Annotated in this window: 12 protein-coding genes and 1 riboswitch; of the genes, 1 reads left to right on the forward strand and 11 read right to left on the reverse strand. The window is 37.4% G+C overall.

The features are described 5' to 3' along the window. Positions 1-341: 341 nt before the first annotated feature. Positions 342-11273, forward strand: a complete 10932-nt coding sequence (locus ERK18_RS01145; protein ID WP_187153938.1) for an SLAP domain-containing protein — start codon at positions 342-344, stop codon at positions 11271-11273. 109 nt (positions 11274-11382) lie between these two features. Here ERK18_RS01145 and glmU read toward each other — a convergent pair whose 3' ends face one another. From glmU to trpS, 11 genes are all read right to left on the reverse strand, one after another. Further along, positions 11383-12768 carry a bifunctional UDP-N-acetylglucosamine diphosphorylase/glucosamine-1-phosphate N-acetyltransferase GlmU gene (gene glmU, locus ERK18_RS01150; RefSeq protein ID WP_187153939.1) on the reverse strand — a complete coding sequence of 462 codons (1386 nt, stop codon included), beginning with the start codon at positions 12766-12768 and terminating at the stop codon, positions 11383-11385. Positions 12769-12829: 61 nt separating this feature from the next. Next, positions 12830-13660 (reverse strand): pur operon repressor, encoded by an 831-nt coding sequence (gene purR / locus ERK18_RS01155; protein ID WP_187153940.1) that lies wholly within the window; start codon positions 13658-13660, stop codon positions 12830-12832. A 122-nt stretch (positions 13661-13782) separates the two neighbouring features. Continuing rightward, positions 13783-14028 (reverse strand): Veg family protein, encoded by a 246-nt coding sequence (locus ERK18_RS01160; RefSeq protein WP_034978009.1) that lies wholly within the window; start codon positions 14026-14028, stop codon positions 13783-13785. Positions 14029-14112: 84 nt separating this feature from the next. After that, a complete protein-coding gene (gene rsmA, locus ERK18_RS01165; protein ID WP_187153941.1) occupies positions 14113-15006 on the reverse strand; it encodes a 16S rRNA (adenine(1518)-N(6)/adenine(1519)-N(6))-dimethyltransferase RsmA in 894 nt (297 codons plus the stop codon). Then, a complete protein-coding gene (gene rnmV, locus ERK18_RS01170; RefSeq protein WP_187153942.1) occupies positions 14996-15562 on the reverse strand; it encodes a ribonuclease M5 in 567 nt (188 codons plus the stop codon). The genes rsmA and rnmV overlap by 11 nt, the downstream gene beginning before the upstream one ends. Then, positions 15549-16316 (reverse strand): TatD family hydrolase, encoded by a 768-nt coding sequence (locus ERK18_RS01175; protein ID WP_187153943.1) that lies wholly within the window; start codon positions 16314-16316, stop codon positions 15549-15551. Before ERK18_RS01175 ends, rnmV begins: the two co-directional genes overlap by 14 nt. Continuing rightward, a complete protein-coding gene (gene metG / locus ERK18_RS01180) occupies positions 16316-18292 on the reverse strand; it encodes a methionine--tRNA ligase (RefSeq protein WP_187153944.1) in 1977 nt (658 codons plus the stop codon). The genes ERK18_RS01175 and metG overlap by 1 nt, the downstream gene beginning before the upstream one ends. Before the next feature lie 116 nt (positions 18293-18408). Next, positions 18409-21099: a magnesium-translocating P-type ATPase gene (gene mgtA, locus ERK18_RS01185; RefSeq protein WP_187153945.1), complete on the reverse strand. Its 2691-nt coding sequence runs from the start codon at positions 21097-21099 to the stop codon at positions 18409-18411. 89 nt (positions 21100-21188) lie between these two features. Next, positions 21189-21354, reverse strand: a riboswitch (M-box (ykoK) riboswitch). 67 nt (positions 21355-21421) lie between these two features. After that, positions 21422-22084, reverse strand: coding sequence for a TPM domain-containing protein (locus tag ERK18_RS01190; RefSeq protein WP_390885843.1), 663 nt, complete (start codon positions 22082-22084; stop codon positions 21422-21424). Further along, positions 22014-22493 (reverse strand): deoxycytidylate deaminase, encoded by a 480-nt coding sequence (locus ERK18_RS01195; RefSeq protein ID WP_187153946.1) that lies wholly within the window; start codon positions 22491-22493, stop codon positions 22014-22016. Before ERK18_RS01195 ends, ERK18_RS01190 begins: the two co-directional genes overlap by 71 nt. 4 nt (positions 22494-22497) lie before the next feature. Then, positions 22498-23517, reverse strand: a complete 1020-nt coding sequence (trpS, locus tag ERK18_RS01200; RefSeq protein WP_187154255.1) for a tryptophan--tRNA ligase — start codon at positions 23515-23517, stop codon at positions 22498-22500. Positions 23518-23592 lie beyond the last annotated feature (75 nt).

Raw genomic sequence — 23592 nt, forward strand, 5'->3', positions numbered from 1 at the left:
CTAAACTATAAGTTTTTCATTCAATTAGCTTTTATATTTTGCTTCTGTTTTTTAAAAGATTTGAGATTTAAAAATGCAATATACTTAAAATACTATATACATATATACTTACATTAAATTTATTTTATAATATCAATTTCATTATTAGCTTCTCTGCTAGCATAAATTCATCACCTTGTTTGCGCTTATTTTTACACTATATATAAATTTTTACTCAGTTTAATTTCTTTAAGTTTTTAATTTATAAACTAATGATATTATAATCGCAATAATTGACATTTATATAGGCATCTATTAAATTGATAATTGTATAGTAGTTGAAAATAAGAAAGGACATTTGTATGTTAGGAAAGAATAATAACAATGAACGGGTGAAAAAAATGGCAATGCAAGCTAAGCAAGACCATTTCTCAATTCGTAAATTGAGTATTGGCGCTGCCTCAGTATTGCTTGGCTTTACTTACCTAGGACTTAGCAGTAAAACAGTTAGTGCTGATACTGTTATTCCACCCCAACAAATAAGCAAAAAGTCAAAAGTAACAGCAAAAATTGATGCTCAGGCAACTCCCACTCCCACCCCTAGGGATGATGCTGCTCAAAATTCAACTACTGCTACTAATAATATAACCAAAACCACTAAGTCAGAAAGCGAACCCAATTTAGGAACGTTTTCTGGCTTAAGTTCTTTTTTAAGGGAAAATAGCAGCAATAGTGAGCAAAGTAATGCAGAGGCCAAAACGGACAGCGAAGACATCAATGCGGTTAAAGATGACAAGCAGAATTCTGTCACTGACAATGTGCAAAACGATAATGAGCAGAGCGGCCAAAATAAAACGGCTGATCCTACCGCAGTTGATACTGCAGATAGGGATCAAACCGAACAAAAGCAAGACAGCTTAACTACTAAAATCACCAACAGAGATTTAAGAGATGTTGGCGAAAAAAGAAGCGTAGGTAACTGGAAGGACTTTATTAGTGCTCTAACAGATAGTAGTGTAAGCGAGATCGATATCACCAATAATATTAGTGCTGACAAAAACAAACGCCACTCCAACTTTCAAGGCAGAAAATTATTAATTAAGTCTGCTGGTAATGCGAAGTACACTCTTGACTTTAAGGGTATCGATCCCGCTCTTGCCAGTAATTCTTCTTTAGATATGACTTACGAAAACCTGATACTGAAGAGTACTGACTATTATGGTGTCATTAATACCTCTAATATGAATAGAGACCAAAAAGCTAGAGTTACTTTTAGAAATATTATCTTTTATGGTTCACAGTTAGTCTTTACCAGAAATAATACCGATATTATTTTTGAAGGACAAATTCACGCGGAAACTGTCAAAATTCCAAGTAGTGTCGGTTGGTTATTTGATGGTAGCAATCAGCAACTTTTAGAATTTACCAATAGCAATAATAGCATTACTTTTAAAGCGGGTTGCCACTTTGACGGTTCAACATTTGGCGGCACCTTGATTGAAATGAGAGGAGAAGGCAACTCCTTAAATGTTGAAGAAGGAGCAGTTGTTAACCTAACCCCACTTAAAACGTACGACGGCACAAATGATGCTAATAACAGTGAACACGGCAATCCAGTCAGTGCCATCTTTATTAGTGATGATGCACAAGTAACTGTTCATGGTCAGGTGAACATTAACATCGGACAAAGTGAAGGAATTAATTATGCGGGCAAACAAAATAACGGTCAAGCCAGAGCTATTTACCTAGATAATGCCAAATCAAAAGTTAATATTGGTAGAGGCGGCATTATTAACGTCAACACAAATGGTAATATTTCTACAAGAGATAAACAAAATTTGATTTATATTGGGGGTGACTTTGCCATTAACTCCGGCGGTGCTCTCAAGATTACTGGGCAAAACATGGGCAATTATACTGGTTCGCTAGTGCAAATTGATGGTACAGCCAATGTCCAAAACGGTGGTTTTGAAATTCAATTAGTTGGTAATGCCGGTACAGGTGCAATAAAGCTGGTTGATGTGGCAAACACCGGGCAATTGATTGTCAATAACCCAACATCTCTTGTTTTAGATGCTCATCTGAACAACAACGACCGCACCAGTATTATCGGTGAAAACAAAATTACCGTGACAAATGTTCGTCAATACTTAAACCTTAGTGATCTTTTGAATGGATCAGTTGATAGCAACAACAATATAGTGCTACCGCCTTTCCATGTCTTACAAGTTGAAAAAACCGCTAAAACTGTTGCAGTTAACAATTTGGAAGTTTTAAACGGTCAAAGAATCTTCGACTTAGAAAAAGCCAAAAAAGATAGTCCACAGCTTAATGCTATTCTCAATAAAGCGCCTGAAAACTTCCAGAAATTGCTGCAAAAGTACAATCATCAAAGGTATGACCAGCTCTTTCGGGCTATCGTCGAAGCAACTTTTTCCAGCAAGGATAATCCAGGCTACAATAATATCAGATTTACGCCGGCTAATCAAAGTGGGTTCTTAGACATAGACCCAGAAGATGTGACAGTAACCAGTCAAGAAGATGGTTCAAAACTAGTCAAAGGTCATGTATTATACTATGATCCTGCAAAAGATGGTCCTGATAGTGATAACTTTTTTAAGAATGTCTTACCCGGTGGTACTGAAGCCTATGTTTTAGCCAGGTTTAAAGATAGTGGTGTATACAAAAATGGTCAAGCTGTTATTGATTCCACAATAGCTAATCCATACGCTGAGACAGTTGATACTTATCGCGGTGAAGCAAATGATTTGGCATTTTTACCAACAAAATTTGCCGCTAAAGTAGCTCCAGACGGCACCTTTACCATTACTATTCCTGCTGAAATCACCACTAAAATGGCTAAAGACGCTACAATTCAACTAACTCCACATGCGAACTTTATTGAATACAGTCCGTTAGACGTTGCCAGTGGCGTTCGCCCTACTACAGTTAGTCTGGGAATTAAACCATTTAGTGCAATACAACAAGAAGCAGCTCAGGCAATTAAAGATGCCATTAACAAAGCTAAAGCCGATAAGCCAAATAATTTGACTGCAGATCAGGAAAAAGCATTTACTGACGCACTGAATAAAGCCGCTAAGTATGCTGCAAATAGTACGGACAGCAATTATGATTCCGGCAAATCAGTTTACGGGGTGCAACCTTCCAAGACTGCGATTAGCGAAGTAAATAATAGAAAAAAGACCGTTTTAGACTTGATAGAAAAGGCTGCACAAACGGCTAAAGGTCAAGCAGAGTATGAAAATACCAAAAAGGATGCAAAAGATAAGTTAGATAGCCAGGCTAAAGAACAAATTTCTAAGTTTCCTTCACAGTCAGAAAAAATAAATGCAGCAAAAGATAAGGCAATAAGCACTGTTGATGCTCCCGAAACAAACGCTACTAACCTCGATCAGGTTGTAAGTGACGGGATTGATGCCATCAACCAAATTGGTAAAGATTATCGTGAAAATGCCAGAACAGATATCAAGCAAGCAATTTCAAACGTGGAAAATGCTATTGCTGAAGCTGCTAAAGATGACAACGTCCAATCGCCAGTTGACGAATTGATTACCGGCTTAAAAGATCGGCTAAAGCGACCAAAAGAAATCGTTGCTACCGAAGGTGATCTTGATCAAGACGATAATGAAAAAGCTATCGACAACCATCAAAAAGAAGCAAAAGATGCAATTCAAGGCGTTCAGGATACTATTGCTGCCGTCAAAACTTTAGAAGATGCTGCTAAAGAACAAATTACGCAGCATGCAGATGATAAAGAAGACATTCAAAATGCCTTAAATCAGGCAATTAAAGATATTATTAGCAGCAATAATCCGAAAGAAGACGTTAATAAGGGTCTTGATCATATTAAGGGTACCCATACCGGTAAGCAAAAAGACCAGGCAGCAAAAGATATTAAAGAAGCAGCTGCCCAAGCTAAAGAGCGGATTAAAAACTCTGGTTTATCTGAAGATGAACAAAAACAATATTTTGATGAAATAGAGCAAGTGGTTGCTGATACGACAACTACAACTGGTGATACCAGTAAATCTATTTACGGCACTGATGATGACGAAATTATCAATAAGAGAAAAGCTGCTGCTGAAAGTTTAATCAATAAAGCTGCTGCTAAATCAGAAATTGTTGGTTATACCAAAGGCTATGAAAATGTCCTCGGCAAAGTAGACAATGCCGAGACAGCTATGGCAGATGCATTAAGTGCAATTAATAAAATTGAAGATAATGCTGCCAGTAGCCAAAATATTACCCAAATACTAAAATCGACAAAGGATAATATTTTAAACGCTTTTAAAGAAGATGCTAAAGCACAAGTTAATGCAGATGCAGATACTGCTAAGACCAACTTAGGAGTAACTAAAGAAACTAATATTGATGACGCAGTCACCAATGCCGGTAACACGATTGACAGTCACAATTCTGCTACTGATATTAAACAAGACATTATTAACGGTAAAAAGAATGTTTTAGACGCTTATAAGACGGCTGCTAAAGCGCAAGTTAAACAAGACGCAGATGAAGCAAAAAGTAATTTAGGGGTTGACCAAGAAACTAATATTGATAACGCGGTCACTAATGCTGCCAACACGATTGATAGCCATGACTCACTTACCGATATTAAACAAGACATCATTGATGGTAAAAAGAATGTTTTAGACGCCTATAAAACTGCTGCTAAAAACCAACTAGAAGCAATCAAAAAAGATGTTATAGCTAAAATTCAAAATAACCCTAACTTAACGGCTAAAAATAAAGATGAAGCTGTAAATAAAGCCAATGATTTGCTTACTGGAGATCAGGGATATTACGACCGTATTGATAACGGAGAAACTCCAGCAGACATTGACAAAGCTACCAAAGAAGGTACTGCTGCATTAAACGATTTGCTTAACGAACAGAACATCAAGGGCCAACGCAATCAAGCTATTACGGATATTCAAACTGCTAGAGACAAAGCAATTGCTGAAATTAAGGGCAATAAGAACCTGAGTGATGCAGATAGTACTAAGTATCAAGATCTAATTAACGCTGCAGCCGATAAAGGGATTGCCAATGTTTCTCAAGACGAAGATGAAAATGCAATTGAAACAGATCGAGACAATGCTATTAAAAATATTACAGACTATCAGAATAATGCCGCGAACGCTGCTACGAATAATTTAGATCAACAACACAAAACTGCAATTACAGAAATTGAAAATGCAGCTCAAGCAGCTAAAGACAAAATTGATGGCTTTGCTGACTCCGATTTAAGCCCAGAAGATAAACAACATTTTAAAGAACTGATTGCTAAAGACTTAGCTAATGCCAAGGCAGATATTAATGCAGCTAAAGACACTGATGGTATTAATTCTGCCAAGCAAGCTGCTAAAGATAGGATCAACAAGGACTTGGCAGCTGCTCAATTGGCAGTCGCTAAATCTCAAGCAAATAAAGCTTTGCAAGCCGAGAGAGAAAAGGACTTAGCCACTATCAATCAGGCTTTTGAAGATAATAAAATTAATAGCGAGCAAAAAGACGCCTTAACAAGTAAGATTAATGGCTTCTACGAAACAGCAACCAGCAAGGTTTATAATGACTTTACCATTGACCAAGTAGTTAAAGATAGAGATGACGGCGTTGCTGCTATGGCTAATGTTGCTGGCAGTATTGCAAGCGAAGAAGCAAAATTCTTAGAGCAACAAAAAAATGAGGCATTAACTAACCAAGATAATGGACTAATTTCTTTAGCTGAAACAATTCGTGCGGATATCGAACAAAATCCTAACCTTTCCGGTCAGGAAAAGAATAACTATTATGGAGAAATTGCTACAGCATTAACGACAGCAAAAACTAATATTCAAAATGCCACGACTAAGGAAGAAATTGCTGCAGCAGCTAATGCTAGTCGCGAGGCCTTAAATAAAATTCGCGATAAAGTAGCCCTCCAGTCAACTAGAAATGCTGCCCTGAAAGAATTATTGAGCGTTTACAACGATGTAAACGATAAAATTTCAGGTTTACAAAATGTCAATAGTAGTACAAAAGACGGGCTAATTAAGCAGTTAAACGATTACTACAATGATGCAGTTAACAAAGTTAAGAATGCTCCTATTGATCAAGTTGATACTGAAAAGCAAACAGGCAACGATAACATGCGTAAGGTAATCCGCGATGCTCAAAGCCTTGATACCAATATTAATAACGCCAAGAACGAAATTGATAAAATTGCTACACAAGCAATTGACAACGTTAATCAGTCTTCAATGTCTGATGCTGATAAGACCGAGACTATCTCAAAAATAAATGACGAACGGGATAAGGCTAAGCAAAATATAGAGTTGCAAAAGACTAATGATGCAGTTGACCAAGCTAAAGGCGACGGCAAAAATGCTATTGACCAAGTAATAGCAGATGCTACTGCTGCAGATTTGGCAGAGGCCAAAAATAACAGCGAAAAAACTATAAAAAACGCTGCTCTTGAAGCAATTAATAGGTTGAATTCCTCCTATAATTCGCTGAGCGAAGAAGAACAGGCTGATGCTAAATCCCGATATAATCAGGCAATCACAGATATTAATCAGGCTGCTGCTGATGCTATCAACAAATTACAAAACGTCAAAACCAAAAATGACGTCAATAAAGTAACTACCGATACTATTACTGCCATTAATAAAGCTGAAGCCAGCGGCAACTTGGCAATTACCAAAGCGCAAGCTAGAAAAGCTATTAAAGATGCCGCAAACGAAGTCAAGAATAGCCTGAAAGATAAGGCAGATCAAGATAGCGTTGATTCAATTATTGATACTGCTAATTCAGCCATTGATGCGGCCGAAGAAAGTAATTCAGTCTTGGACATTAAAGATACTGCTATTAAGCAGATAAAAGCTATTAAGTCTACTGCAGATGATAAATATGCTCAGGAAATTAAACAGGCTAAAGCTGCTGCTATCAAAAAGCTTACTGAAGAACTCAACGGTCAAACTAATAATCCTGATGTCCTGGGAATCTTATCTCAAATTGACCAAATTGCAGGTTTAAGCGACGAGGAAAAGGACAAATATAAGAGTCAGGCAACGGATGCTAAAAATTTAGCTGTTAACCAAGTTAATGGTCAACAAACTGAAACCGATATAGATTCTGCTAAGAATACTGGAATTATTAACATTGACAAAGCTTTGAGTGCTGCCCAATTACAAGCTGCTAAGAATAATGCCAATAAATATTTAGAAGATATTGTCGAAACAGCTAAGAATGATATCAATAGCATTGACCAGTCAGCCTTAAGTGACGAAGAAAAAGCCAAATTGATTGAACAAATTAATTCAAATAAAGAAACGGCTATCCAAAATATTAATCAAGCGCAAACTCCAGCTGAAGTTGAAAAAGCTAAGACAGCAGGTGAAGGTGCAATTAATGGTATGGTGCAAAATGCCCAGAATAATGTTGCTTTACTGCAAGAACAAAATGTCGCATACAATAAACTGGTTGAACAAGCGAAAAAATTGAATCAACGCTTAAACGATGACTTGCTGCAAAATAAACTTGATCAAAATCAGGTTGACGAATTAAGCAATGCTATTAGCGCAGCTTTAAGCACTGTTAAAACCAAGATTTCTGCTGCAACTGCTCAAGATAAAATCAATGATGCCAGAAGTAAAAGTGAGACTACTCTTAACAACATTGGCAGTGATATTGATAAAGAAGAAGCCTTAACTAAAGCTCTAAACGATCTACAAATTGCTGCCACTAGCGCTAAAGCTAAAGCTGATAAAACTGAAGACAGAGCTGTCGCTGAAAAAATGAAAGCCCAAATAGACCAAGAGCAAAAGAAAGCTGCTGCTAATATTATTGCCGCTAGAAATAATAAGCAAAACACTATTACGCAAATTCAAACAGGTGCAAATGAAGGCATTACCACAATTAGCAAATTAGGTGATGACTTTGATAATAAAAATCAAATAGTTAAGGGTCTGAAAGAATATGCTGCAAGTGCCAAAACTGATATTGATGGTTTAGACTTAGCCGGTAATGATGTCACTAGCGGATATAATGATATTGAACGAGTTTTAAATAACTTTATTAGTTTAATTTATGCCGGTACAAGTGATAAGCTGTCCCAGTTAGAACAAGATGCCAAAACAAATATTGATCAGGCCAAGTTGCCTAGTCAACTGACTGCGGAAAAGAATACTCTGATTAACAAGTTTAAGGAATACCTTAAAAATAAAGGGGAAATTGCCAGTGTGGCAACTAATCTAGAGCAAGACCAAATTGAAGGACTGCAAAAGCAACTTGATGAAGCCGTCAATAGAACTATAGATAAGATTGCGGATGTTAAACTTGATAATACTTACGAAAATGCACTAGCACAAGCTCAAAATGCCCAACAAGGTAAAGCTCAACAGGATGAAATTCCTAATTTCGGTAAAAAAGAAATCGACCGTATTTTCCAAGTTGCGCAAGAAAAAGCAGAAATAGTCAAAGCTAAACAAGAGGCAATCTCTCAGATCGAACAAGCTCAAAAAGAAGCAAATGACGCAATAGAAAAATCAGGTTTGTCACCAGAGGATCAGCAAAAGCAGAAAGACCAGATTAAAACTATTGTTGAACAAGCAAAAACTGACATTAATTCTGTTCAACAATCTGAAACAGAGCCTAAAGACCAAATAAATGGCAAACGAGATCAAGCAGTTGACAAGTTCAGTGCCATTAAAGATCAAGCCGCCCTAGCTGGTCAAAAGACAAAAGCTGAAGGTATTCTAAAGGATAAACAAACTAAGGCCCATAATATAATTGATCAGTCTCAATTAACTGCCAAGCAGAAGAAGGCAGCTAAAGCTGCAATTGATGATGCTTATCAACAGAGTTTCCAGGATATAGAAAAGACTAAAGCAATTAGCAACATCCCAGATGAAGCAACCATTGGTCAAAACATTGATCGTCTGTTAACTAAACCTGAGACCGGCACTGAACCAGAATGGTTTAATGATGAGCAAAAAAATGCTTTTGCAGGTGCTGATGGCGTGACTGGCATCAAAAACGCCTACAAGACATTAAAAGACAGATTAAAAGATAAACTGGCTCAAGAAGTGCAAGATCACATTGATGAACAAATAAAAACTATTGATGAAGCTCTAAATATCCAGACTGTCAGTGCTGCTTATGATGAGGCTATGACTATTATCAATAAGGAAAATGCTAAAGCTGACATTGACGAAGAAGCTGATAAAGTTACTAAGGAAATTGACGGTAATGATAAATTATCTACTGAATCAAAAGACCGGCTGAAAGAGCAAATTAAAAATGATAGCCAAAAGGCTAAGGATAAAATTGATGCAGTTAATGCTCCTAAAGGCGATACAACTGACAAAAAGAACCAAATTGATAAAATCACAGAAACTGCCAAAGCTGATATTGACAGCGCCGGTAATGCTGCTAAAAATGAATCCATTAGTTTACTTAAAGCAGAAGCAAATAACGATTTGGCTGATAAACACCAAAAAGCAGTTGCTGAACTAAAAGACAAGTTTGGTGAAAATGCCGATACCACCAGCGTTGATAAAGCCTATCAGGAGCATTCACGTGTCAATGGTGATTCACCTGCAGATATTGCAGCTGATAAGATTGCAGCTGAAAAAGAAATAGCTAAAGGTTCAGTAATTGACACCGCTACTAACGCTAAAAACCAAGTTGATAAATTAATACATCAGGACAGTAGTGATTATACTGATACTGAAAAACAGGCAATAAAAGACCTCATTGACCAAGAAGCAGCTAAAGCCAACTCGGATCAAACGGGCACTATTGCTCAAGTTCAAGATTCAACCGGAATAGAAACTGCTAGAAAGGATGCAGTTGACAGAATAAGCAGTATTATTGTAAGCGATAGTAAAGAGCTTGACGATGTCTTAAACAACAATAGCAAAGTGCAAAAAGAAAGACTGAAAGCTGCCTATGATTCCGCTGTTAAAGCTCTTACAGACAGGTTTAAGGATAAAGCAAACACCACTAGCGTTGATCAAGCATACGAAAATGCTAAAAATGCTCTCAATGATCCTGCCAACGCGGATAAACTCGCTGTAACAGAATTAGCCGGTGAAAAGGCAATCGCTGCTTGGGCTCTAGCGGAGGCACAAAAAGCAGCTAAAAGTGAAATTCAGTCCTCTAGCAATTACACTGAGCAGGAAAAGAAAACTATTATTAACCAAATTGATACTGATATGAATACTGCTAAAGATGCTATTAATCAGCCTGAAGTTAATGATAGTAAAACCATTACTAAACTCCGTGATGATGCAATTAATCAACTTTATCTCGATAGTACAGATTCTGATACAATTAACCATATTCTTGATAGTAACGACAATAGTCAAGAAAATGATGATAACCATAGCAATAGCATTAATACTAGTTCTGCCCCTGCTCCATTCAACCCCAACCCGATTAATACTGCTGACAAAGAAGAAAAAGAAGAACCAGAACTTGATTTAAGCCATAGCGAAGAATTGGCTTTAATGCACAATGCCTACCTATATGATGAAAATGGCAAGCGTGTAAATAAGGTTGTCCTTGGTGCCGGTTCAATCATTACTTCGTACGGTACAAAAGTAATTAATGGGAAACACTATTACATTCTGGTTGATAGGGGCAATAAGAACCAAGTCTACTATGTTGCTACTAGCAACGTAGTTTCAACCAGTCGAAAATTAAAACATAATGCTTATGTTTACAATAAACATGGCAAACGGATTAAGAAAGCTAGTGTGTTAAGAAAAGGCAATAATATTAATACGTATGGCAGTGCAGTAACCATTCGGGGCAAGAAGTACTTTATTATTGCTCAAAACCGTTTTGTTAAAGCCGCAAATATTGCAGTCCAAAAAGCATCTGTTGCTACTGTTACCACAGCTCCGATTACTGAAAAGCCACATCCAGTGGTCGAAAAAGAAATTATGCACAATTCATATTTGTATGATAAGCAAGGAAAACGTGCCAATAAGTTAGTAATTCTTGTTGGTTCAAGTGTAAATACCGCTAACAAGCAATCGATTAATGGCAGGTCATTCTACGAACTGGAAGATGGTCTATTCATCTCTGCTGCTAATATAGATTCCAAAAAGATCAAATTAAGGCGTAACGCTTATATTTATAGTCAACATGGCAATCGAATTAGTAAAAAAGGTTTGAAGAAAGGTAAAGCAGTTAAAACTTATGGCGATCCTGTCAAAATAAACAACAAGCAATACTATATTATTGCTAAAAATAAGTTTGTTAAAAAAGCTAATTTTAAATAATTAATTTTACATCAATAGCTCCAGAAGTTTAAAACTCTGGAGCTATTTTTTTAGTTATGCTGCAAATAAAATGAGCTGGAAAATCTTCCAGCTCATTTTTAGTTCTTTTTTATTTCCAGTCAGGATCATTAGATAGGGGCAATTTATGCCAGTAATCTGGTTTATTTACCTGACGACCGCGAGCAATCGCCATATCATATTTGGCTACATCTTTAGTTATTGTCGAATCTGCTGCCACAAAAGCGTGGTCAGCAATATTAACTGGTGCAACTAAAGTAGCACCAGAGCCAATGAACGCACGATCACCCACGTTAGTATGATCTTTTTTCACGCCGTCATAATTAGCAAAAATAGTGCCACAGCCAACATTAACATCTTTACCCAAAGTAGCATCCCCGATATAAGTCAAATGACCTACTTTAGAATTTTCACCAATTTCAGCATTTTTAATTTCTACAAAGTTTCCGATATGGACACCCTTTCTTAGGATTGCTTTAGGGCGCAAATGGGAATTAGGGCCAACATCTGAAAATTCATCCATCTCAGCTTGTTCAACTGTTGAAGAAGTTACAGTAACATTGTTACCAACTTTGGAATCAATAATCCTGGAGCCAGAAGTTATTAAACAGTCGCTCCCAATTTCAGTATTGCCTTTAATTACGACATTGCCTTCAATCTGCGTATCACAGCCAATTTTAACATCCACATCAATATAAGCCGTATCAGGATCAATGAAAGTTACACCATTTGCCATATGCATTTTATTAATCCTTTTTTGCATAATTTTGGTAGCTTGAGTCAAAGCTGATCGATCATTAACTCCCAGGCTCTCGCTGAAATCTGGCATTTTGTATGCACCAATTCTTTGACCTTCATTACGCAAAATTTCCAGCACATCAGTTAAATAATATTCTCCTTGAGCATTATGATTATCGACCTTTTTTAATGCACTAAATAACAACTGATTGTCAAAACAAAAAACACCGGTATTGATTTCGTCGATTTTTAATTCACTTGGTGTACCATCTTTTTGTTCAACAATTCTTAAAACATTATCTTGATCGTCTCGAATAATGCGACCATAACCATAAGGATTTGGAGCTTGAGCGGTCAAAACAGTAGCAGCATTGCCTTTGCTTTGATGGTAATTAAATAATTTTTGAAAAGTTTGGCTTGTAAATAATGGTGTATCACCCGTAATTACTAAAGTAGCACCCTTTTCTGCTGCTAGCTCATCTGCAGCAGTTAAAACGGCATCACCTGTACCAAGTTGCTTTTTTTGTAAAACAAACTCAGACTTATCAGCAAGAACCTTTTTAACTTCTTCTGCACCATTACCCACAATTGTAACTATTTTGTCTGGTTTTATTGCTTGCGCTGCTTCAACAACGTATTCGACCATTGACTTGCCGCATACTTGATGTAAAACCTTGTACAATTTTGATTTCATCCGGGTCCCCTTGCCCGCTGCCAGAACAATTACAAACTTTTTCATTAATTTTAGCCTCTTTTATTTTCCTAGATTATTATTATATTTTAGTATATCATCTTATAAACTAAAAGCGGTCAAAATCGGTGTGCGCTATTAACGAACCTGGCTCTGCCACAATGACTTTCTTTTTGTCGTCAATTCTTTTAATTTTTACTAAAGAAAGATGGCCCTCAATTAATTTAACATCATCAAAATCTGCTTCACATAAAACGCAAACACCAGCAATATTACCATTAAATTCTCTAACTAATTGCTGCATTCCTGTTAAAGTACCACCGGCCATCATATAGTCATCTATCAGCAAAACATTAGAATTTTCTTTTAACACTCTAGTTGGCAATTCCATTTTAGAAACACGATCAAGTGAAGAAGAAATATAGTTTACTGAAACCGTTGCACCTTCTGTGACTTTTGAACGCTTACGTGCAATGATAAATGGCACATTTAAATAGCGTGCAACTGCCTGTGCTAAAGCGATACCCTTAGTTTCAATAGTCATTACAACATCAATGTCAGAATATGCATACCTGGTAGCAATTAATTTACCTATCTTGTCTAAGTCTTGCGGATTACCAATGATATCGGACAGGTAAACGAAACTTCCCGCTAAAATACGGTCAGGATCTTCAATACGACTGGCCAATTCATTTAAATATTTCTGAGCATGCTTTTTACCCCAAAAAGGAATATAGCGCACACCACCGGCCGCACCTGCTACAGTTTCTAAAATACCATCTTGATTATTTGCTAAAGTGTGTTTCAAAATGGCAAGGTCTTCCGAGATCGAAGACTTTGCTGCACCATATCTTTTTGCAAAAAATGGCAACGGAATTAAGTCATGTGGTCGTTCCATCAAATATTTAGTCATGTCAACTAATCTCTCTGAACGTTTCATAGAATTACCCTCCTATTGTTTGTCTTTTGCCAGTTACTACTATACACTTAACCATAAAAAAAGGCACTAACATTTTACCAAATGTTAATGCCAAAAAGTATTATTTGGATATCGCTTTAGTTTTACTGTACAGCGTTATCAAATTTTAATGTAATGTTTTTGGTTAACAAATCCGTATAACTATAAGAAACATGTTCAAAATTGTTTGAATCTTGGTCTAGATCAACTACAAAAACTGCGGGAAAAGTATTCTTTAAAATTCCACGTCTTTTTGTAACTTTCTTACGTCCGGCTCTTGCAACTACAGTCAACGAATCACCCAAATGTGAATCCAGCTTACTCTTAATGGTCATAATAGATGTTGGCAATGAAAACAACTCCTTTGGAGTGAATTATACCACTTTATTATTATTTTTTCAATTCTTTTTAAAAACAACCACAGAATATTTTCGTCAACTTTTAACTGGCACACATGCAGCAATTTGGACAAATTGCTTAAGAGTTAGCTGTTCGGGACGAACTCGGGAATCGACACCTAACGACTTAATTAAATGTGTTCGATCTTCATTGTTCGGTATGAGTGCTTTCAAGTTGTTATTTAATGTTTTCCGCCTTTGTGCAAAGCACATCTTAACTACCCAATTAAAGTGCTTAGAATCATTTATATCGATTTTACTTTCTGCGGGCAAAGGTGTTAAAACCACAACACTAGAGTCAACTTTTGGTCTGGGAATAAAGGAAGAACTTTTTACAGTCATAAATGACTTAACGGCCATTTCTGTTTGAACAGCGATTGTTAAAGGTCCATATTCTTTTGTTCCTGAATGAGCACTTAAACGATCTGCCACTTCTTTTTGCATCATCAGCGTCAGACTGGCAAATTCTAATTCAGAATTGTTAAGGAAGAAAATAATTGGCGTTGTGATGTAATAAGGCAAATTCGCTACAACTTTGACCGGTTTGCTTAAATCAAAAAAACCTTTCAAATCTTGCTTAAAATCAGCCTTCAGTATGTCCTTTATCTTCAATTTGAAACGTTGATCTAAAGGATAACCGTTTATTTTTTTTGGTAGTTCATTTTGTAATACTTCTAAAAGATTTTCATCAACTTCATAAGCAAAAACCTTAGCGCCGGCATCCAGCAATTGCTCAGTTAAGGAGCCAATTCCAGGACCGATTTCAATTACTTGGTCATCGGGTTTAATTGCTGCCGCTTTGACAATACCATGAAGAGCGTCCAGGTCTACTAAAAAATTCTGACCCAGGCTCTTTTTAGCTTTCATAAAATAGCGATTAATAATTGCCTGAGTTCTAACAGGGGAACCAATGGGAATCTCACTGCTCATCTTGTACCTCCTCAAGAGCTTGTTTAAGTTCAGAAAGTGAAATACCAAAAGTTTGTAAACGGTGATAAAACTGCTTACCATTTCCATAACCAATGCGCAGTTTATTGCCAACTTTTTCACGTATTTTGCGTGAATTAGGGCCACTTGCTAAACCCAATTTTTGATACTTTTCTCTTGTTAAATCAGTATTTGGCACCTTTTTTTCATGTAAATCACTCAGAGCTTTTTTTAAAGCCTCTTTTGATGCATGTTCAACGCCAAGGGAACCTTTTTTATGAGGCTCTCCCTCTTTACGAGTAATAAAAGCCTGTTTAACTGTTGGTACTGCCTGAGTCACCAGACGTCTTATTCGCTCACCATTTAAATCAGGATCAGTCAAAACAATAATTTCTCTTTTGCATGCCAATTCCTGCAGTTCCGCAAGTACAGTTTCAGGAACATCTGAACCATTGGTTTCAATTGTTTCAATACCTGGGAAAAATTGCTTAAGCCGAATTGTATCGTCTTTTCCCTCAACGACTACGACGGCATCAAAATGTTTTTTAGTTAAGTCCATAGACCCTCATTGTATTTGCATATGTTGCCTGAGCAACCTCATCTAGCGGAAGACCTTTTAATTCAGCAATTGCACGTGCCACATAATAAACATTACCTGGTTCATTTTGCCTGCCGCGGTATGGTTTAGGGGTGAGATAAGGTGCATCGGTTTCAACCAACAACCGTTCTAAAGGAGTTTTTTGAGCTGCTTCATGTACCTCCACGGCTTTAGTAAAGGAAACAACCCCAGAATAAGAAAAATATACATTCAAATCTAAGAATTTGGTCAGCCATGAAATGTCACCGTTAAAACTATGCAAAATTGCACCATATTCCAAATTGCTGTTTTTTAGTATTTCGTAGCAATCTCCAAACGCATCTCTAGTGTGAATATCAACAGGCTTTTTTAATTCATGTGCCAGTTCAACTTGTCTTGCAAAAACTTCCCGTTGCTTTGCTCTTGGAGATTCATCCCAATAATAATCAAGGCCTACTTCTCCTAAGGCAACCACACCAGGCAGTTGTAACTGCTCGATCAATAAATCTTCTGCTTTTTGGTCATAATCTTTGGCAACATCAGGGCAGTAGCCAACCATAGCATAAATTTGAGTAAAGCGTTGACTTAAATCAATGGCACGCTTGTTAAAATCAGGATCCTGCCCTGCACAAATTATTTTAGTCACACCCAGTTTTTGCGCACGTTCAAGATAAAATTCTTCTTTACCGCGAAACGGCTCATCCTGTAAATGAGTATGGTTATCAATTAACTCCATTAACTTAGTTGTGCCCCGACTTCATGTTCGTCACCAACTAAAGCTAATTTTACTTCGCCATTTTTCTCACTGGACAAGAGCATACCCTGACTTAAATGACCCAGCATCTTGCGCGGCTTAAGATTAGTTACAGCCAAAACTTTTCTACCCAATAATTCACTGGCATTAGGATAATATTGCCGGATACCACTTAAAATCTGTCTTTCATCACCATTGCCAAAGTCCATTTGGAATTGCAACAGTTTCTTAGACCCTTGAACAGGCTCAACAGATAAAATTTTGCCAACTTGAATTTTTACCTTATCGAAAGCGTCAATTGAAATTTCCTTATCTTTACCTTGTTCATTGCGGCTTTCTTTCTTTGGCTTAGCTTTAGCCATCTCATCTTGAATGTATTTAATTTCTTCTTTAGGCTCAACTCTTGGGAAAATCGGTTTTGGATCAGAAATAACATTAGTATCCCAATCACATGCACCAAATTTAAATTTCTTTTCTTCATCGTTCTTCCAGTCAAGACCTAATTGTCTGAACATTTCAACTGGAGTTCTGGTCATAATTGGAGCAATCAGCAAAGCAATAATTCTCAAACTTTCTGCTAAGTTTGACATTACACGAGTTAAGTCAGCTGTTTTGCCTTCCTTATTCAAATTCCAAGGCATAGTTTCATCAATATACTTATTAGCACGATTAATAAACTTCCAAGTATCCTCGATTGCCTGAGTAAAGTGCAGAGTATCCATTTCTTTTTTGTAGCTGGCAATGACGTCTGCTGCAGTTTGGGCTAAATCCTTACCCAAGTCATCCTGCTCTTGCGCAACGGGTTCAACTTTTCCATTTTGATATTGATTGATCATTGAAACAGTTCTGTTAAGCAAGTTGCCTAAATCATTGGCCAAGTCATAGTTAACCCGTTCAACAAAGTCCTCTGGAGTAAAGACACCATCAGAACCAAACGGCAAGGCCCGCATCAAGTAGTAACGCAGTGCGTCCACGCCATAACGGTTAATAATAGATTCAGGATAAACAGCGTTGCCCTTTGATTTGGACATCTTGCCGTCTTTCATTAAAACCCAGCCGTGACCAATAACATGCTTAGGTAATGGTAATCCCAAGGCCATCAGCATAATTGGCCAGTAAATAGTATGGAAGCGCACAATTTCTTTACCTACCAGATGAACATCTGCAGGCCAGTATTTCTTAAATAGCGAATCATCATCCGAACCATATCCTAGAGCTGTAATATAGTTAGATAAGGCATCAATCCAAACATAAACAACGTGCTTAGGATCACTTGGAACAGGGATACCCCAGGAAACAGTAGTTCTAGTAACTGAAAGGTCTTCAAGACCTGGCTTTAAGAAGTTATTGACCATTTCCTTTTCACGAGTGTGAGGAAGAATAAAATCAGGGTGATCTTGATAATATTGATAAAGTCTATCAGCATATTTACTCATCTTAAAAAAGTATGAAGGCTCTTTAACAAGCTGCACTTCATGACCTGATGGAGCCTTACCACCAATCACATTGCCATCATCGTCTTTATAAACTTCAGCCAATTGCGATTCTGTAAAGTACTCTTCGTCTTCTACGGAATACCAGCCAGTATACTCACCAAGGTAGATATCCCCCTGTTTTAGCAACTGTTCAAATATTTTTTGGACGCCTTTTACATGCTCTTTGTCAGTAGTACGAATAAATTTATCATAAGAAATATCAAGGCTTTTCCACAACTTTTTATAAATAACTACCATTTTATCTACAAATTCTTGCGGTTTAACTCCCTGCTTCTCAGCTTTCTGCTCAATTTTTAACCCATGCTCATCAGTACCGGTTAAAAAGAAGGTGTCGTATCCTTGACTACGCTTGTAGCGAGCCATTACATCTGCAGCGATAGTAGTATACGCATTACCGATAGTCAATCGGCCAGATGGATAGTAAATTGGTGTTGTGATATAAAAAGTTTTTTTATCAGCCATATTCATTTTCTCCTTAATTTTTGTTTAATTATATTATATTATACTACACCAATAAAAAAGCGAATTCCTTACGGAGTCCTCTTTTTTAGTAGATATTTAGCATTTTACGCTTATTTTTAGATTAAAAATTTTTCACTCTTTAAATAGAAATGCTTGATAACTGTAGTCAGTAAAATATATAGAACAAGTATACCAAATACTACCCACATGAATTCAATTGGCATCTTGCCAAAGCCCAGTTTTGTTGCTAAAAACGAAAATGGAATCAATGTTCCAATTACTCCAGCTCCAAATGTGGCTAAAGTTACTCCTGGTGCAGCATGCTGTTTAATAAACGGCAAACGTGGATCACGCAGTGCGTGAATGACCATTTCTTGAGTCCATAGTGATTCAATAAACCAGCCAGTGTGGAAAAGTGCTACAAATGCTACTTTTTGTGTTGCTCCCAGTGCGCTGTAATTTCCACCTGTTAATTGGGGACAAATCACAAAGAATAATAGGGCAAATGTTAAAATATCAAAAACAGATGAAGTTGGGCCAAAATAAAACATGAATTTAGGCAACTTTTTAGTTGACCAGGTTCGTGGCTCTTTTAAAAACTTATCAGACATATCATCAAATGGCAGTGCGAGGCAACTGGTTCCATAAAGTAAATCAAGAACTAACAGCTGCAAGGGCAGCATTGGCAGAAATGGCAGGAAAGAAGAGGCTACCATAATTGACAAGATATTACCAAAATTGGAAGAAAGAGTAATCTTAATGTACTTCATAGTATTGCCAAATACCTTGCGTCCAATTCTAACGCCAGCTTCCAAAACATTTAAGTCCTTATGCAGCAAAATAATATCAGCAGATTCCTTGGCAATATCCACGGCTGTATCAACAGAAATTGAGACATCAGCTGCTTTCATTGCTGGCGCGTCATTGATGCCATCACCCATGTAGCCTACTGTATGACCATTTTTCTTTAACAGATTAATAATTTTGGTTTTATCTTCTGGTGATAATTTGACAAAAATGTTGCACTCTTCCACCATTTTAGCTAATTCTTCTGGTTTCTTTCCTTCCAGATCTGCCCCTGAATAAACCGTATCAACATTCAAACCAACTTGCAGGCCTACAGTTCTGGTAACTGCTTCATTATCCCCTGTTAAAATTTTAACGTTAATGCCATCATATTTTAGGCGTGCCAAAGCATCTTTAGCACTTTCTTTAGGTGGATCAAGAAAGGCCAAATAACCACATAAAATAAGGTCATTTTCATCTTTAACCGAAAATTCTCCAACAGGAGCAGGATTACGCTTGTATCCCAGCATGATAACGCGCAAGCCATCATCATTCATATCGTTAACCTTAGCCATTACTTTTTGTTTTCGCTCAGGAGTCAAAGGCAGAATCTGACCGTCAACTTCAAGCTTGGTAGCAACAGCCATCATTTCTTCTGAAGCACCCTTGGTTACTAAGAGGTGCTCACCATGTTGCTCATCAGAGTTTTCCACCACGACGCTCATGCGCCTTCTGGAAAAATCAAAGGGGATTTCATCGATTTTATTGTAATCACGCTGAATTTCATTAATATCCAATTCATCGCCGGCAGCTTCAATTATTGCTTTATCAATCAGATTTTTCATTCCCGTTTGGTAGTTAGAATTAAGGTAGCCTAATTCCAGAATACGCGGATTTTCTCTTAAGTTGAGATCATAATGACGTTCCAAAACCACTTTATCCTGCGTTAATGTTCCTGTCTTATCCGTACACAAGATATCAGCAGAGCCAAAGTTTTGAATTGAATTCATCTTTTTGACAATAGTGCCTTTTTTGGACATCTCAATTGACCCCTTGACTAGATTGGTGGTCACAATTACGGGCAGCATCTCAGGGGTTAAGCCAACAGCTGTAGCAATTGAGAAAATTAGCGCATTGACCCAGTCACCTTTGGTGATGCCATTGATGATGAAAACCAAAGGAGCAATGATTGCAGTCATGATAATCAATAATTTAGAAACATTTTTGATACCAATGTCAAAGGTAGTATTCTTAACATCATTATGTGAAATATCATGAGCCAGTTTGCCGAACATGGTTCTCTCACCAGTAGCAAAAACAATTCCTAAACCAGAACCGGAAACGATCGTCGTGCCCTCGTAGAGAATGTTGGGATAATCAAGATAGTCGCGATCAGCACCAAGTTTAGGTTTTTCTGTAGCAATCTTTTCCACTGGGTTTGATTCACCATTTAAAGAACTAGATGAACAAAAGAGGTCCTTACTAGTCAAAAGGCGCATATCGGCTGGCACCATATCTCCAGCAGCCAGGCGAATTACATCACCAACAACGACTTCACTAGTATCAATTTCTTGGTCTTTGCCGTCACGAATAATGTCAGTTGTGACAGAAACCATCTTAAGCAAAGAGTCAACAGCATTTGATGATCTGACGTTTTGCACAAAACTGGTAACACCAGAGATTAAAACCATCGTGACCATTATTGCAACGGTAGTCAAATCCTTTTCACCAGCCGGCACAAAAATATAGTCGGTAAACAAAGACAATGTTGCTAAAACTAACAATACTAATGTAAAAGGAGTAATAAAAGCTTCTGCTAAAAAACGCAACTTAGAATTATGTTTATTTGAAGCAATAGTATTAGCACCGTATTCCTCCCTATTTTTTTCAGCCTGCTTGCTGGTTAACCCGTTACTGCTCGCATGTAGCCGCGCCAAAGTTTCTGATCTGCTTTCCTTGGCAATTGCCTTGACCAGTGCCAAATCTTTGTTGCTAGTTGTGCCATTTGGTTTTTTCAGCATTATCCCCACTCCTCATCACAGAATTAATTCAAACAAACTAAAAAAAGAGCCGCCTATGCTAACCGCTTGGCGCCCCTTTTCAACAGGTATTATTATACTCATCGTTCAGTTTTAACACTACGTGACGTAAGTCATACAGCTAGCTATCTGGTTTTCGCCTTATATCGACGAAAACTATTTGACCCGTTGGCATCTCTGGATGTTTCCGGGCGATAGCATTTGTTCACGTAGGAGTCTCACCTAACAGTTTATTTGTTGTTTATTTAATTGCATTGTGAGTGTAATACATAACACATGATAAAGTCAACATTTTTGTCTTTTTTTATTTATCTTTTCTTAGGTTCAAATTGTTTTTGAAGAAATAAATCAAACCGCCAATTAATAAAGCAAGCGCCAAGGCTATGGGCAAGGCCAACCTGTGAGGGTGAGAAAGCTGCGCCCGCTCATTACTGGACAAATCATACTTATCCAGTGAATATTGGTAACGTTGATCAATAGTAGTGGCACATGCTCTAAATACAAAGCGCAAACCTTCGTTAAATTTCTTTTTATTAGTACTGCGCAATTTATCGGATTGTGAGCGAATGATATTGCCGCGAACATCAGCCGAAAACGCGCTGTGCAGATCTTTACTGGAATAAATTTGCACATTGCGTTTTTTGTTTTTAGTGCCAACAACAATAAAAACCGTCCGCTTATACTTATTTAATTTGGCAGGCGTTAAATGGTCAACCCGGTTTACCGTTTTTACAATAATTTGTGGTTGCTCACTAGTCTGAAAATAACGGTCATTTTTTGCTAAAATTAATTTGCTGGTTTCTCGTTCAAGCAGATTGCTATTATCTTTAATGTTAGGACTTGAAAAACCAGTCATTGTTAGAAAAATACCAATTAAAGCAGTAAATAATACTAGTTTAGTTTTCAGCGTCTTCCAGCTTATGGGCCAATTGCTCCACATATTGTCGATCGATTTTAATTTGTTCATAAGGAACCCCGCAGTCTTTAAAAAGTTTGATTGCAAGCGGATTGTCATTATAATCAAAATAATAATTGATTTTTTTCACTCCAGCCTGCACTAATGCCTTAGCACAATTATAACAGGGAAAGTGTGTGACATAAATTTCTGTGTCATCGGTTGAAACACCGTTACGTGCACATTGGATCAGTGAATTCATTTCAGAATGAATGGTGCGCACGCAGTGCCCGTCAACCAGTTGGTGTCCCACATCATCGCAATGAGGTTGTCCCGTAACAGAACCATTATAGCCTGTGCCAATGATCCGATTCTTTTTTACCAAAACGCTACCAACCAAAGCCCGGTCACATGTTGAGCGCTGAGCAATTACTAAGGCCTGCATCATAAAGTACTGCTTCCAGGGAATTCGCTTACGCATTTTTTTACCTCTTAAAATAATTCAAACCGATTGCATCCCTTACCTCTTGTAAGGTCTGGTTTGCTACTTCGTTTGCTTTTTTAGAGCCCTCAATTAACATATCATAGACAGCAGATGTATTCTGTTCGTACTTAGCGCGCCGTTCTCGTATTGGAGTCAGTTCCTTTTCCAAGACTGCATTTAAGTAACGCTTAATTTTGACATCACCCAAGCCGCCTTTTTGGTAATCTTCTTTCAATTGCGCTACCTTATCCTTGTCAGGATCAAAAATATCAAGGTAGGTAAAGACAGTATTGCCCTCAACTTTACCTGGATCTTCAACATGGATGTGCTGGGGATCAGTATACATTGACATTACTTTTTGTTCAACGGTCTTGGCGTCATCAGACAGATAAATAGCATTATTTAAGGATTTGGACATTTTGGCATTACCATCTAGACCAGGCAAGCGCCCCTCACCCTTTTCTGGGAAGTAGCCTTTAGGTTCTACTAAGACATTGCAGTTATAAACGCGGTTAAAGGTTCGCACAATTTCACGTGCTTGCTCTAGCATCGGCTCTTGGTCATCCCCAACGGGTACCAAAGTTGCCTTAAAGGCTGTGATATCAGCTGCCTGTGATACTGGATAATTTAAGAAGCCCACGGGAATGGAATCGTTAAAACCTTTTTGTTTGATCTCGGCTTTAACAGTTGGATTACGCTCCAAGCGGCTAACTGTAACTAAGTCCATATAATAAGCAGTTAATTCAAACAAGGCGGGTATTTGTGATTGAATAAAAACTGTAGAAATTTCAGGATCGATGCCAACTGCTAAATAGTCCAGCGCTACTTGAATTAAACTTTTTTGAATTTTTTCAGGATTACGGGCATTGTCAGTCAGTGCTTGCGTATCAGCAATCATAATATAAGGATGATATTCACCGGAATTTTGTAATTTGACCCTGTTTTTTAGTGAGCCAATATAGTGTCCTACGTGCAATTTTCCTGTTGGGCGGTCACCTGTAAGGATAACTTTCTTTTTCATCATAATCTGCCTTCCTTAAATAATTAAAATCTTTTTAATATAATAATTTATAGTAATTCTACCAAAAATCACGTA

The organism is Lactobacillus kimbladii, from assembly GCF_014323605.1.
Classification (GTDB): Bacteria; Bacillota; Bacilli; order Lactobacillales; family Lactobacillaceae; genus Lactobacillus; species Lactobacillus kimbladii_B.